15 protein-coding genes are annotated in these 12,977 nt (G+C 71.7%); 7 read left to right on the top strand and 8 right to left on the bottom strand.

The window, feature by feature from the left end; translation table 11 throughout:
* The first annotated feature begins 20 nt into the window (after window positions 1–20).
* Window positions 21–545 (top strand): cell division protein CrgA, encoded by a 525-nt coding sequence (locus tag F0U47_RS12620; RefSeq protein ID WP_149750829.1) that lies wholly within the window; start codon window positions 21–23, stop codon window positions 543–545.
* 79 nt (window positions 546–624) lie between these two features.
* On the opposite strand, the gene F0U47_RS12615 is transcribed toward F0U47_RS12620, so the two are convergent.
* Both F0U47_RS12615 and F0U47_RS12610 read right to left on the bottom strand, forming a co-directional pair.
* Window positions 625–1,563, bottom strand: a complete 939-nt coding sequence (locus F0U47_RS12615; protein ID WP_149750828.1) for a rhomboid family intramembrane serine protease — start codon at window positions 1,561–1,563, stop codon at window positions 625–627.
* 1 nt (window position 1,564) lies between these two features.
* A complete protein-coding gene (locus F0U47_RS12610) occupies window positions 1,565–2,122 on the bottom strand; it encodes a peptidylprolyl isomerase (protein WP_149750827.1) in 558 nt (185 codons plus the stop codon).
* 172 nt (window positions 2,123–2,294) lie between these two features.
* Between F0U47_RS12610 and F0U47_RS12605 the strand changes: the two genes are divergently transcribed.
* On the top strand, window positions 2,295–2,879 hold the full coding sequence (locus F0U47_RS12605; RefSeq protein WP_149750826.1) for a hypothetical protein: 585 nt from the start codon (window positions 2,295–2,297) through the stop codon (window positions 2,877–2,879).
* 3 nt (window positions 2,880–2,882) lie between these two features.
* On the opposite strand, the gene F0U47_RS12600 is transcribed toward F0U47_RS12605, so the two are convergent.
* Complete coding sequence (locus F0U47_RS12600; protein ID WP_149750825.1) at window positions 2,883–3,218, bottom strand: DUF3817 domain-containing protein; 336 nt, start codon at window positions 3,216–3,218, stop codon at window positions 2,883–2,885.
* Window positions 3,215–4,018, bottom strand: coding sequence for an SURF1 family protein (locus tag F0U47_RS12595; protein ID WP_149750824.1), 804 nt, complete (start codon window positions 4,016–4,018; stop codon window positions 3,215–3,217). The genes F0U47_RS12600 and F0U47_RS12595 overlap by 4 nt, the downstream gene beginning before the upstream one ends.
* 96 nt (window positions 4,019–4,114) lie before the next feature.
* Between F0U47_RS12595 and F0U47_RS12590 the strand changes: the two genes are divergently transcribed.
* Together F0U47_RS12590 and F0U47_RS12585 are read left to right on the top strand one after the other, a co-directional pair.
* Entirely contained in the window at window positions 4,115–4,849 is a 735-nt protein-coding gene (locus F0U47_RS12590) for a FadR/GntR family transcriptional regulator (RefSeq protein ID WP_149750823.1), read from the top strand.
* Window positions 4,849–5,568 carry a sterol desaturase family protein gene (locus F0U47_RS12585; RefSeq protein ID WP_149750822.1) on the top strand — a complete coding sequence of 240 codons (720 nt, stop codon included), beginning with the start codon at window positions 4,849–4,851 and terminating at the stop codon, window positions 5,566–5,568. Before F0U47_RS12590 ends, F0U47_RS12585 begins: the two co-directional genes overlap by 1 nt.
* Window positions 5,569–5,570: 2 nt before the next feature.
* Here F0U47_RS12585 and F0U47_RS12580 read toward each other — a convergent pair whose 3' ends face one another.
* Window positions 5,571–6,524: a hypothetical protein gene (locus F0U47_RS12580; RefSeq protein ID WP_149750821.1), complete on the bottom strand. Its 954-nt coding sequence runs from the start codon at window positions 6,522–6,524 to the stop codon at window positions 5,571–5,573.
* Window positions 6,525–6,682: 158 nt separating this feature from the next.
* Here F0U47_RS12580 and F0U47_RS12575 point away from each other — a divergent pair, with 158 nt between their 5' ends.
* Window positions 6,683–7,291: a calcium-binding protein gene (locus tag F0U47_RS12575; RefSeq protein WP_149750820.1), complete on the top strand. Its 609-nt coding sequence runs from the start codon at window positions 6,683–6,685 to the stop codon at window positions 7,289–7,291.
* Window positions 7,292–7,378: 87 nt separating this feature from the next.
* Here F0U47_RS12575 and F0U47_RS22025 read toward each other — a convergent pair whose 3' ends face one another.
* Window positions 7,379–7,960, bottom strand: coding sequence for a TetR/AcrR family transcriptional regulator (locus F0U47_RS22025; protein ID WP_223162764.1), 582 nt, complete (start codon window positions 7,958–7,960; stop codon window positions 7,379–7,381).
* Window positions 7,961–8,023: 63 nt separating this feature from the next.
* On the opposite strand from F0U47_RS22025, the gene F0U47_RS12565 reads away from it, so the two are divergent.
* Together F0U47_RS12565 and F0U47_RS12560 are read left to right on the top strand one after the other, a co-directional pair.
* Window positions 8,024–9,409 carry an FAD-binding oxidoreductase gene (locus F0U47_RS12565; RefSeq protein WP_188111328.1) on the top strand — a complete coding sequence of 462 codons (1,386 nt, stop codon included), beginning with the start codon at window positions 8,024–8,026 and terminating at the stop codon, window positions 9,407–9,409.
* A gap of 4 nt (window positions 9,410–9,413) precedes the next feature.
* Window positions 9,414–10,088 carry a DJ-1/PfpI family protein gene (locus tag F0U47_RS12560; protein WP_149750817.1) on the top strand — a complete coding sequence of 225 codons (675 nt, stop codon included), beginning with the start codon at window positions 9,414–9,416 and terminating at the stop codon, window positions 10,086–10,088.
* Window positions 10,089–10,106: 18 nt separating this feature from the next.
* Here F0U47_RS12560 and F0U47_RS12555 read toward each other — a convergent pair whose 3' ends face one another.
* Window positions 10,107–10,643 carry a carboxymuconolactone decarboxylase family protein gene (locus F0U47_RS12555; RefSeq protein WP_149750816.1) on the bottom strand — a complete coding sequence of 179 codons (537 nt, stop codon included), beginning with the start codon at window positions 10,641–10,643 and terminating at the stop codon, window positions 10,107–10,109.
* Window positions 10,640–12,955, bottom strand: coding sequence for a heavy metal translocating P-type ATPase (locus F0U47_RS12550; RefSeq protein ID WP_149750815.1), 2,316 nt, complete (start codon window positions 12,953–12,955; stop codon window positions 10,640–10,642). Before F0U47_RS12550 ends, F0U47_RS12555 begins: the two co-directional genes overlap by 4 nt.
* Window positions 12,956–12,977 lie beyond the last annotated feature (22 nt).

Below are 12,977 nucleotides of genomic sequence, written 5' to 3'. Positions count from 1 at the left end.
AGAGTTGAGGAGCCCCACCCGTGAAGTTCTCGCTCCCGAGCCTCAAGCGCTCGGACAATTCGGCGTTCAAGGACCCGTCGAGCGGACCGGTGTTCAGCGTGCGCTTCCTGGTCTCGCTCCTCCTGGTCCTCGGGGGCATCGCCTGGATCGCGTACTACTACATCGGCGTCCGCCCGGTCGCCGGCTTCGGCGACGACGACAAGCCGGCGCTCGACCCGGACAGCTTCGAGCCCGGCGTGGTCACCGGCTGGAACTTCGTGGGCGACCTCCAGGAGTGGAACTACCTGATCGGCTTCGCCGCCATCATGATCGGCCTGATGATCGCCGCCCACCCGTCGACCCCGCTCGGTCGCGGCCGCGGCGTCGTGGTCGGGATGCTCGGCTGCTTCATCCTCGGCCTGCTGTGGATCTGCACGTACTACGTCGTCGGCACCGGCGACCACGCCCAGGACCTGGCCGTCTTCAACGACCTCGAGCAGAAGAACCTGTTCGTCGGCATCGCCTTCATGGCGGTCGGCTTCACCTTCGCCACGAAGTGGGAGTAGTTCACAGGTTTCTCCACACCCAGGGGATAACTACAGCCTTGTAGTTACCCACACCTGTGGGAAACCCTGGGGATGAAGGTCAGGCCAGCATCGCGGTGCGGGCCACCGTGGCGGCAGCGAGGGCCGCGACGACGAGCAGCACCCCCGCGACCTGCAGCTGTGTGCGCCGGCTCTTCGGCGCGTAGACCAGGAGCCCGGCGACCAGCGCGCCGCCGAGGAAGCCGCCGAGGTGGCCCTGCCACGAGACGTTGGGGACGACGAAGGTGATCACCGCGTTGATCGCGAGCAGCCACAGGATCTGGCTGAGGTCGCCGCCGACCTTGACCACGATCACGAGCAGCGCCCCGAACAGTCCGAAGATCGCCCCGGACGCGCCGAGCGTGGGGGTGTGCTGACCGGCGAGCCAGAAGACGCTGACCGAGCCGGTGAGGCCGGCGACGAGGTAGACGGTCAGGAACCTGGCCCTGCCGAGCACCGCCTCGAGCTGGGGACCGAGGATCCACAGCGCCAGCATGTTCACCGCGATGTGCCAGATCTCGATGTGGGCGAACATGCTCGTCAGGAGCTGCCAGTAGGCGCCGTCTGCGACCCCGTCGACCCACCTGCCGTCGCCCGGTGGGCTGGTGGCGAAGGCGCAGCGGTCCGGGGTGGCGAGCGGGTAGCGGCCACCCGGGTCGTCCTTCGACTCGCACAGGCCGGCGGGCACCAGGGCGAGCCGGTGGATCAGGGGGCTCGACTTCCACCCGGTGGCGATGATCGCCAGCCACACCAGCCCGTTGAGCGCGACCAGCACGATGGAGGTCAGCGCAGGGTTCGCGGACCGGCGGCCGCCGTACGCCGCCTGCGCCTGGCGCGTGCTCTTCACGCCCTCCTTGACGCAGTCGGGGCACTGGAAGCCGACCGACGCGTCGCGCATGCAGTCCGGGCAGATCGCCTTGTCGCAGCGCTGGCAGCGGACGTAGGTCTCACGGTCGGGGTGCCGGTAGCAGGTCGGCACCCCGACGGGAGCGTCGCTCATGTCAGGCGCCGGTGATCTCCACCGACTCGATGACGACCGGCTCGACCGGGCGGTCCATCGGGCCGGTCCGGACCGCGGCGATCGCGTCGACGACGTCGCGCCCGGCCTGGTCGGCCACCTCGCCGAAGATCGTGTGCTTCTGGTTGAGCCACGGCGTCGCGCCGACCGTGATGAAGAACTGCGAGCCGTTGGTGCCGTGGCCGCCCTGGACGCCGGCGTTCGCCATGGCGAGCAGGTAGGGCTTGTCGAAGACCAGCTCGGGGTGGGGCTCGTCGTCGAAGGTGTAGCCCGGGCCGCCGGTGCCGGTGCCCTGCGGGCACCCGCCCTGGATCATGAAGCCGGGGATCACGCGGTGGAAGCTGAGACCGTCGTAGAACGGCGTCGATCCGGCCGAGCCCTCCCGCGGCGACGGGCGGTAGGGGCCGTCGGCGGAGACCTCGACCGGGTTGCCGGTCGCCAGGCCGACGAAGCTCTTCACCGTGCGCGGTGCGTGGTTGGGGAACAGGTTGATCGTGATGTCGCCCTTGTTCGTCTTCAGGGTGGCCTGGAGGTCCGCCATGACTGCCTTTCGCGCTGCTGGGTCTGCGGGGGCGTCGGTGCCCGCACGCTCGCCGTCGATCCTACGGGGGCCCGCGCTGCGGGTGGTCCGCACGGTCTGCGCGTGGTGGGATGGGGTAGTGACCAGGACAGATCGTCCGGCGCACAGCTCTCGGATTCGGAAAGGTTCGGCGATGGGATTTCGCAAGAAGAAGACGCTCCTCGAGCAGGCTGAGGAGTACGTCGAGACAGCGATCGACCAGGCCAGGGAGTTCGTGAACGACACGGCTCGGCCCGCGATCCACGACGCCAGGGAGAAGGCCGCGCCGGTGGTCGCCGCTGGCGCCGCGACCGCAGCCGCGAAGGCCGCGGAGGCACGGCAGAAGGCAGCACCGGTGATCTCGGCCGGCGCCGCCACGATCGCCGAGAAGGCCTCCGAGGCCAAGGAGTACGCCGACACCAAGGCCGCCGAGCTGAGCGGCTCCAAGCCGAAGAAGCGGTCCAAGATCAAGACGCTCCTGATGATCGGTGCGGTTGGTGGCGCGGTCGCCTTCGTCGCCAAGAAGCTCCAGGGCGGCGGCAACGACGGTGGCGGCGGCTGGCAGTCGTCCTACGACCCGGCCCCCCCGCCGAGCGGTGCCCGGGCGAGCACTCCTCCGGTCGAGGAGCCGGTGCCGGACGCGCCCGCGACGCCCGAGACCCCGGACTCCCCGGAGACGACCCCGGACCCGCTGACGGACCCGCTGCCGACCGAGTCGAAGCCCGAGGCAGGGGTCTAGCCGCTAGGCGCCGGCGAGCTCCGGGTGCTCTGCCCGGAGCTGGCCGGCGACGCGGCGCTCCACCCAGAAGATGAGCCCCGGCACCAGGCCGGCGACCATCATCAGCAGGAAGCGCGGCAGCGCCCAGCCCGCGCGCTGGGTGAGCACGAACGCCACCACGACGTAGACCATGTAGACCCACCCGTGGACGAGCCAGACCGGGGTGAGGTCCTCGCCGAGCTGGTCGAGCGAGCCGCCGTCGGACAGGCCGTACTTCAGCACGGACCCGATGGTCCCGACGACGAGCAGCACGCCGACGACGAACGCCAGCACGCGGTAGATGGTGAAGAGCCTGCTCACGAGGCCGAACCTACCGGGGGGTCGGCGACCTCCTGCTCGGCGGTCCCGGGCCGGCCGAGCGCGTCGCGCACGAACCGCCACCAGAGGAAGAGCGCGAAGGCCGCGAAGAGCCACCACTCGATCGCGTAGGCGATGTTGCGCCAGGCGGTGAACGTCCCCGCCGGCGGGAGCTGGTCCAGCGTCGCCGGCGCGAGGTGCGATGTGCCGGCGTTGCGACCGCCGGCGTCGGCGGTCGCGTCCGGGTCGACGACCACGTAGCCGCCGTACAGGTCGACGTCGACAAGCTGCACCAGGTCTGCGATCCGCACCTGTGGGAGCACGGCGTCGGTCGGGTCCTCGTCGGCGGCGCCGGTGCCCTCCCCGGGCTGGAGCCAGCCGACAAGGCTGGCGGTGCCGGTCGGGGGCGGCGGCGCATCGGCAGGGTCCTCCCCCGGCACCCAGCCGCGGACGACGGGGACCGCCGCGTCGTCCGGCCCGCCCACCGTCAGCGGGGTCACCACCCAGCTGCCGTCCTCGCCGTCCTCCTCGCGACCGGACACGAGCACCGTGCCCTCCGGCAGCCAGGTGCCGTCGACGACGACCGGCCGGCCGACGTGCTTGGTCGGGAACGGCTCGTCGGGCCCGAGGACGTCGGTGAGCGGCTCCGGCTCCGCGTGGGTGAGGTCGATCCGCTCCGCAGCGCGATGGGCCTCCCAGGCGTCGTACTGCCAGAGCCCGAGGGCGACCGCTGCGGCGACGCACGCCAGCGCGAGGAGGTGGGCGCCCCACAACCGGGGGCTCCACCACGCGGTCACCTGCACCCGGCCAGCCTACGGAGGGGCGAGCCGGCCTCCTCTATCGCCGTCACTGGTCTTACCACTTGACCAACTGTCCAACTGCCGCCTATCGTCTGCGGCATGGCTCTGAAACCGGTGACCCGGAAGTCCGTGTCCGACCAGGTCTTCGACCAGGTGCTCGACGAGGTGGTGGACGGCAGCCTGGCGGCCGGCGAGCAGCTGCCCAGCGAGCGCCAGCTGGCCGAGGTCCTGGGAGTCTCCCGGCCGGCGGTCCGCGAGGCGCTGCAGCGGATGGCGCAGACCCGGCTGGTCGAGGTGCGGCACGGCGGCGGCGCGACGGTCCGCGACTTCCGGAGGTACGGCGGCCTCGACCTGCTGCCGCGCCTGCTGGTCCGCGGCGGCGGGATCGACCCGGCCGTCGCGCGGAGCATCGTGGAGGCGCGGACCTCGATCGGACCCGGCATCGCGGCCCTTGCCGCGGAGCGGGGTGGCCCGGCGCTCGGGGTCGCCCTCGACGCCGTGGTCGAACGACTGTCGGGGACCACCGACCCCGTCGCGTGGCAGGAGCTGGCCCTCGAGTTCTGGGACGTCGTCGTCGACGGCGCCGACTCGATCGTGTTCCGGCTGATGTTCAACGGGCTGCGGGCGGCCTACGAGCCGGCGCTGCCGGCCCTCGCCCCGGCGCTCGCCGGGGAGGTCGGGCAGGTCGATCCCTACCGGGTCCTCACTGCCGCGATCGGTGCCGGCGACCCGGCCACGGCCCGGGCGGCCGCGGAGCGGGTCCTGGCACCCACCAACGAGTCGCTGATCAGCGCGTTCGCAGCGCTGACCGAGACCCCCGGAGGAGACGACTGATGACCAGTGGCGACATCGAGACCCGTGCCCGCCAGCAGGTGGATCGCGACGAGGCCAGGATCACCGGTGGCCGGCGCTCCAGCCAGTCGCTGCGCGCGGTGTTCGTGGAGTTCTGGCGGCACCCGTCGCCGTACATCCTGTCGGCGTACCTGCTCGCGGCGATCGTCGGTCGCGTGCTGGCCGGGCCCGGAGCCTGGTGGGAGCTGTTCATCCCGGTCGGGCTGGTGGCGATCATGCCGGTCGTGGAGTGGGTGATCCACGTCTTCGTCCTGCACTGGAAGCCGCGTCGCGTCGCCGGCATCACGATCGACCCGCTCCTCTCCCGCAAGCACCGCGCCCACCATCGCGACCCCCGTTCGATCCCCCTGGTCTTCGTGCCGTGGCAGGTCGAGCTCGGGATCGGTCCCGGCCTCGCGCTGCTGGCGTGGGCGACCACGCCGACCTGGTCGGCGATGTTCACGGTCATCGTGGCGGTGATGGTGCTGCTGTCGGCGTACGAGTGGACCCACTACCTGCTGCACAGCGACTACCGCCCGCGGTCGGGCTGGTTCCGCTCGGTGTGGCGCAACCACCGGCTCCACCACTACAAGAGCGAGCACTACTGGTTCACGGTCACGACCGCCGCGACGGCCGACCGGCTCTTCGGCACCTATCCGGACCCGGCGACGGTCCCCACGTCACCGACGGCGCGGAACCTGCACGGCCTCGCCGACTCCTGACGTCAGTCGCCGCACACGGCGAACGGCAGGTGCCGGTCCGTCACCAGGTCGACCGCTGCCTGCGGGTTCTGCAGGTCGTAGCCGAGCCGTCCGGTCGACGGGTCCGCGACGCCGCGGGCGAACCCCGCGCCGAACTCGGGCCGGATCGCCGGCATCACCTCGGCGAGGCGCAGCCGGTCGAACGCGTCGGAGCGCCCCTCGCCCAGCCTGACCGTCACCAGCTCGGTGCCGAGCGCGACCGAGAAGCCCTCGAGCGGGTCGAGGGCGTCGAGCGCGGCGCGCGGCGCCGCCGCGAGCTGCTCCTCCATCCCCGCGCCGAACACCGTGTCGAACGGCAGGCAGGCACGCTCGACGTACGTCGAGCTCGCCTCCTGTCCCACCAGTTCGGAGATGCCCTCGATCGCGGCCCAGCTGTCCTCACCCTCGGGAAGGTCGGCGGAGCTGACCAACCCTCGTTCGGTGTCGAGGACGGCGCCGTCGAGCGGGCCGACCCCGGCGCGGATCGCCTCCCTCACCCGGGCGACCGGCACGTCGTCGTGGAGCGCGAGGACCCAGCCGTCGGCGTCGCCGGCGTACAACGCCTCCCACGCGACGTCGTCCTGCCCGAAGCCGTAGCTGGCGAGCTCGTCCTCGACCGGCCGCAGCAGACCGCTGGACAGGGCGGCGGAGCGGGACACCGCTGTCCAGAACCGGTCGCGCTCGGCGGCCGGGGAACGGCTGTTCAGGGTGCCGAAGCCGAGCGTCAGCCGGAGCTGGTCGAAGTCGGTGACGGTCAGGGTCGTGGCCTCGGCCGGCACGAGGGTGACCGCGGCTGCGGACGGCTCGAGGTCGGCGTCGTACTCCGTGGAGATGGCCGACGTCTCCGGGTCAGGTTGGTAGAAGGGTTCGTCGGAGTCGCTGCAGCCCGCCGCCAACAGCACCACGACCGGCACCAGCCAGCGCACCCCGGAACTCACGCGGCTGAGTCTGCCACGACCTAGCAGATCTCTCGTGCGGGCGGCGCCGAGGTGGGCCGCCTGTCCCCTGCCGGAGTGGTGCGGATCTCAGCCGACGAATTCGCGCTCCGAGGAAATCCGCCTATGGTCCTGGGAGCCACAAACCAGGAGGGGTCTCCTTGATTCGCACCATCAGCACGTTGTTCGTCGCCGTCGTCGCCGGTCTCGCCATCGGCATCGCCCCCGCTTCCGCGGACCACCACCCGCCGCTCATGCTCGGCCCGGGTGACGCGGGAGTCTCCGACATGGGGGGCAGCGCGATCATCCGCTACTCGAAGCACGGTCCGGTCTACATCTCCGGCAAGCACGACCAGCACCTTCGGATCACCTGGGTGAAGGAGCGCCACGCGCTCCGCTTCCGCGACACGCGGACCGGTCGGTTCAAGAGCCTGCCCGAGCGCTGTGACCGGGAGAAGGTCCGGAAGGGCGTCTCCGCCGTCTGCAAGATCCCGCCGCGGTTCCGCGACAGCCGGATGTTCGTCCAGGTCTGGCCGCGTCTCGGCAACGACTACACCGACGGCAGCAGCCTCACGTCCAAGTTCCGCCTGTGGGTCCTGACTGACGCCGGCAACGACGTCACCTACCTCGGCGCCGGCAACGACTTCGTCAACGGTGCCAAGGGCAACGACCGGATCTACGGCGGCCCCGGCCGCGACTGGCTCCGCGGCGGCCCGGGTGCCGACCGCATCGTCGGCGGCTCCGGCCGCGACCGCGTCAGCCACGGCTGACCTCAGCCGACTGAGCAACCACGAAGCCCGGGCCGTTCGGCCCGGGCTTCGTGCATTTCCGGAGAGCTGAGGTCGAGGCGTTCCTCGTCATCCGACGACCATCCTCGCCATCAGGCGGCTCGCCCCCCGGTCGTCGAGGCCCTCCCTGGTCAGCCGGCGCCAGGTCCAGAAGTCGACGGCCAGCCGGAGCATCGTCCGCTGGTCGCTGGTGGCCTTGCCCAGCGACTCCTCCAGGCGTACGACGAGGTCCTCCGCCATCTGCTCCACCCCGCCCGCCAGGAACCGGTCGAGCTCCGGCACGGTCGCGCGGTCGCTGAAGGCCTTGCCGAACATCGGCTCGGTCTCGCGGTACCAGGCGTACAGGAGCTCGAGCGAGCCGGCCACCCGGTCCGCCGGCTCGGGCGACGCCAGGGTCTCGTCGAAGACGGGCCGCGGATGGATGCCCTCGTAGTGCGCGGCGCACGCCGGGAGCAGCACGTCCAGGTCAGGGAAGTGGTTGTAGACCGTGAGCCTGGAGACGCCGGCACGCCGGGCGATCTCGGCCACGGTCGTGCGCGCGACGCCGACCTCCTCGTGCAGCTCCGCAGCGGAGCGCGCGATCCGGTCCCGCGTCTCCTTCTGGCTCTCCGCACGAGCCTTCAGCTCGTACTTCCTACTTTGAGTTGACATGGTGTTCACCGATGCTACCATCTGGTTTCACTAATCGCTATGTTAACTGAAAGGTATCGCATCATGACCGCTCCCCTCGCCGCCCTGGCGACGCGTATCTCGGGACGCGTGGTGACGACCTCCGAGCCCGACTGGGACTCCGTCCGCACGGGCTTCAACCTCACGACCGACGTCCGTCCGCACGCAGTGGTCCTGCCGGCGCACGCCGCCGACGTCGTGCAGGTCGTCGAGCACGCACGGGCCCACGGCCTGCGCATCGCCGCGCAGGCCACCGGCCACAACAACGGCGCCCACCGCGACCTCACGGACGCCCTCCTCGTCGACGTCCGCGACCTGCGCGAGATCACCATCGACGCCGACGCTCGCCGCGTGCGGGTCGGCGCCGGCGTGCGCTGGCAGGACGTCGTACCGGCGCTCTCCGACCTGGGACTCGCGGCGCTGCACGGCTCGTCACCCCTGGTGGGGATCGCCGGCTACTCCCTCGGCGGCGGCATGGGCTGGCTCGCCCGCAAGTACGGCCTCCAGACCAACAGCGTGACCGCCCTCGAGGTGGTCACGGCCGACGCGCGCCTGCGGCGCGTGGACCCGCAGAACGAGCCCGACCTGTTCTGGGCGCTGCGCGGCGGCAACGGGAACTTCGGCGTCGTGACCGGGATCGAGTTCGAGGTGTACGCCGTCTCCGATCTCTACGCCGGCGCCCTGTTCTTCCCGGCCGACAGCGCGCAGCTCGTGCTGCGTCGGTGGTTCGGCCTGGCTCCCCGGCTGCCCGAGGAGATGATGACGTGGACGTCCCTGATCCACTTCCCGGACGACCCCGAGGTGCCCGGCGAGCTCCGCGGCCGGCCGTTCACGGTGTTCCACTGCGCCTACCTCGGCGACGCCCAGACCGGGGCCGACCTGCTCCGGCCGATCCGTGACCTCGGGCCGGTGCTGGACACCTTCGCGACCGTGCCCCCGGCGGTGCTGGCCGACATGGCCATGGACCCGCCGGCGCCGCTGCCTTACCTCAGCACGACGGCGCTCGTTGACAGGATCACTCCGCAGGCGCTCGACGACCTCCTCGACGCCGTCGGCCCGGACTCGGGCTCCCCCCTCTCGCTCGTCCAGATCCGCCAACTCGGCGGCGCTCTCGGCCGGCAGGCGCCCGGCGCCGGCGCGCGCGCCACCATCCCCGGGAGCTACTCCGTCCTGGCGCTCGGCGTCGTCGCCGAAGCAGGCGACGAGGGGCCCGTCGCGTCGTACCTCGCGAGGCTGGACGACGCCCTCCGGCCCTACCGGGTGGGCGAGTACCCCAACTTCGTCGAACAGCCAGGGGACGCCAGCCGGTTCTTCACCCCCCAGACCTGGGAGCGCCTCCGCGCGGTGAAGACCGCCTACGACCCCGGCGACCTGTTCCAGGGCAACCACCACGTCCCGCCCCTCCCCCACGAGCAGGCCGTGAACGAGTGAGCACATGACCACCCCCTCCGCACCCACGAAGGTCGTCGTCGCGTTGTACGACGGCTTCACCGCGCTCGACGTCGTCGGGCCTTACCAGGTCCTCGCGTTCACACCGGGCGTCGAGGTCACCTTCGCCGCCGAGCGACCGGGCTCCGTCGTCGACGACCGCCGCAGCCTGTCGCTCCAGGCGGTCGGCCTGGACCACGTCGGCCAGCCCGACGTCGTCCTGGTGCCGGGCGGGCCGGGGACGGCCGCTGCGCTCGGCAGCGGGCTCCCCCGGTGGCTGGGCGAGGTCCACTCGCGCACAGCGTGGACCACCTCGGTGTGCTCGGGCTCCCTCATCCTGGCGGCCGCCGGCGTGCTCGCCGGCGTACGGGCCACCAGCCACTTCCTGCACCTCGACACCCTCGCCGCACTCGGCGCGGTCGTGGTCCGCGAGCGCGTGGTCGAGGAGCCATCAGCACGCGTGATGACGGCCGCGGGGGTGTCGAGCGGGATCGACATGGCGCTCCGCCTGAGTGAGCTGCTCTCCGACCGGATCACGGCCGAGGCGGTGCAGCTGTGGACCGAGTACGACCCGCAGCCTCCCTTCGACAGCGGGTCGCCCGACAAGGCCTCCCCCGCGGTCCTGGCTCGTGCCCGGGAGTACGACGCCGCGGCGCTCGCCGAGTGGACCGTCGTCGACTGATGCAGGGATGAGCAGTGATCAGTCCGCGGCCCCCGGTGTCAGCCCGGCGAGCAGGTTGAACGCGCCGGTGAGCACGTTGAGGGCGACGATGCCGACCACGTCGGCGATCTCGCGATCGCTGAACCCGAGGTCGCGCAGCTTCTCAACCTGGGCGTCGGTGATCCCGCTCGGCTCCCGGTAGACCTTCAGCGCGACATCGATCATCGCCGCGACCCGTGGGTCCGACGACGTGCTCTGCCGGGCGGCGTCGATCTCCTCCTCCGACACTCCCAGCGACCGCGCGGCGGCTTCGTGCGCCGCGAGGCACATCTGGCAGCCCTGGTGGACCTGGAGGGCGATCGACACGAGCTCGCTGGTGCGCCGGTCGAGCTTGGCGCGCTTCATGGCCCGGCTCAGCTGCAGGTAGCCACCGAGGACCGCCGGGGAGTGCGCCATCGTGCGGACCATGGAGCCGACCTGCCCGTGTCGCTCGACCAGCTCTCCGAGGAGGTCGCGCGACGCTCCGACCGCGGTCTCCGGGGTCAGGGCCGTCAGCCGGGCGCCGGACCCGGTCATCGTGCGACCGCCATGGGACCGTCCGCCGTGGCAGCGGCCCGGAAGCTGCGTAGCCGCAGGCTGTTGGTGACCACGAAGACCGAGGAGAACGCCATGGCGGCCCCGGCGAGCATCGGGTTGAGCAACCCGGCAGCGGCCAGGGGCAGTGCGGCCACGTTGTAGGCGAACGCCCAGAACAGGTTGCCCTTGATCGTCGTCAGCGTCCTCCGGGAGAGCCGGATCGCGTCGACCGCCACCTGGAGGTCACCGCGGACCAGCGTGAGGTCGCTGGCCTCGATCGCGACGTCCGTGCCCGTGCCCATCGCCAGGCCGAGGTCGGCCTGCGCCAGGGCAGCGGCGTCGTTGACGCCGTCGCCGACCATCGCGACGACCTTGCCCTCGTCCTGGAGCCGCTTGACGACGTCGACCTTGTCGGCTGGGAGCACGTCGGCGATGACGTCGTGCTCGTCGATGCCCACCTCGGCTGCAACGGTGCGCGCGACGACCGCGTTGTCGCCGGTCAGCAGCACCGGTCGGAGACCGAGCTGGCGCAGCTGGGCGATCGCGGCGGCCGACGTCGGCTTGACCGCGTCCGCGACCACCACGACGCCGCGTGCCTTGCCGTCCCAGCCGACCGCGACGGCGGTGCCGCCGGTCGCCTGCGCCCGGCTCATGGCGTCCTCGAGCTCGGGGGTGAGGTGCTGGGACCACTCGGCGAGCAGGCGGGGCCGTCCGACCAGGACGGCGTGGCTGGTCTCGCCGTCGAGGACGACGCCCTGCACGCCGAGACCCTCGACGTTGGCGAAGTCCTCGACCACCGGCAGGGAGCCGAGCCGCTCGCGCGCTCCGGTCGCGATCGCCTGGGCGATCGGGTGCTCGGACGCGTCCTCGAGGGCGCCGGCGTACCGCAGGACCTCGTCCGCGTCCTCGCCGTCGGCGGCGACGACGTCCCGCAGGGTCATCTGACCGGTGGTGACGGTGCCGGTCTTGTCGAGGACGACCGTGTCGACCGCGCGGGTGGACTCGAGCACCTCGGGACCCTTGATCAGGATGCCGAGCTGGGCGCCGCGGCCGGTGCCGACCATGAGTGCGGTCGGCGTGGCGAGGCCCAGCGCGCACGGGCAGGCGATGATCAGGACGGCGACCGCGGCGGTGAAGGCAGCCCCCAGGCCGCTGTCGGTGCCGAGCCAGAACCCGAGCGTGCCGGCGGCGAGCAGGATGACGATCGGGACGAAGATGCCGGAGATCCGGTCGGCCAGGCGCTGGACCTGGGCCTTGCCGTTCTGCGCGTCCTCGACCAGCCGGGCCATCTGGGCGAGCTGGGTGTCGCCACCGACGCGGGTGGCGCGGACGACCAGTCGCCCGCCGGCGTTGACGGTGGCGCCGACGACGGAGTCGCCGGGGCCGACCTCGACCGGCACCGACTCTCCGGTCAGCATCGAGGCGTCCACGGCCGAGGTGCCGCGTTCGATGACGCCGTCGGTGGCGACCTTCTCGCCGGGTCGTACGACGAACAGGTCGCCGACTTTGAGGTCCTCGACCGGGATCCGGGTCTCGGTGATGCCGTCCGGTCCGAGGACGGCGACCTCCTTCGCTCCGAGCTCCATCAGGGCCCGCAGCGCGGCGCCCGCGCGGCGCTTGGACCGCTGCTCGAAGTAGCGACCGGCGAGGATGAACGTGGTGACGCCGGCGGCGGCCTCGAGATAGATGTTGCCGCTGCCGTCGGTGCGCTCGATGGTGAGCTCGAAGGGGTGGGTCATCCCGGCGACGCCCGCCGTGCCCCAGAAGAGCGCGTAGACCGACCAGCCGAGCGCGGCCAGCGTGCCGAGCGAGATCAGGGTGTCCATCGTGGACGTGCCGTGACGAAGGTTGGTCCATGCCGCCTTGTGGAACGGCCACGCGCCCCACACCACCACGGGCGCGGCCAACGTCAGCGACAGCCACTGCCAGTGGGTGAACTGCAGCGCCGGGATCATGGCCATGGCGACCACCGGCACCGTGAGGGCGGCCGAGACGAGCAGCCGCTGCCGCAGCGAGGCGACCGGGTCGTGCTCGGCGGGCCCACCGCCCTGGGCGTCGGATCCCGGCGGCTGGGGCAGCGAGGCGCCGTACCCGGCCTGCTCGACGGCGCTGACCAGGTCCTCCGGCGTGACGTCGTCGGCGAAGGTGACCTTCGCCTTCTCGGTCGCGTAGTTGACCGTCGCGGTCACGCCCTCGAGCTTGTTGAGCTTGCGCTCGATCCGGTTGGCGCAGGAGGCGCAGGTCATCCCGGTGAGCGCGAGCTCGATCTGCCGGTCGGTGGCCGGTGTGCCCGGCTGACTCTGCGTGGTCATGGATGTCTCCTTGCTAGGTAGG

Origin of the sequence: Nocardioides antri, assembly GCF_008373765.1 — a bacterium.
Taxonomy (GTDB): Bacteria; Actinomycetota; Actinomycetes; order Propionibacteriales; family Nocardioidaceae; genus Nocardioides; species Nocardioides antri.
This window is presented reverse-complemented; position numbering and strand designations above follow the sequence as displayed.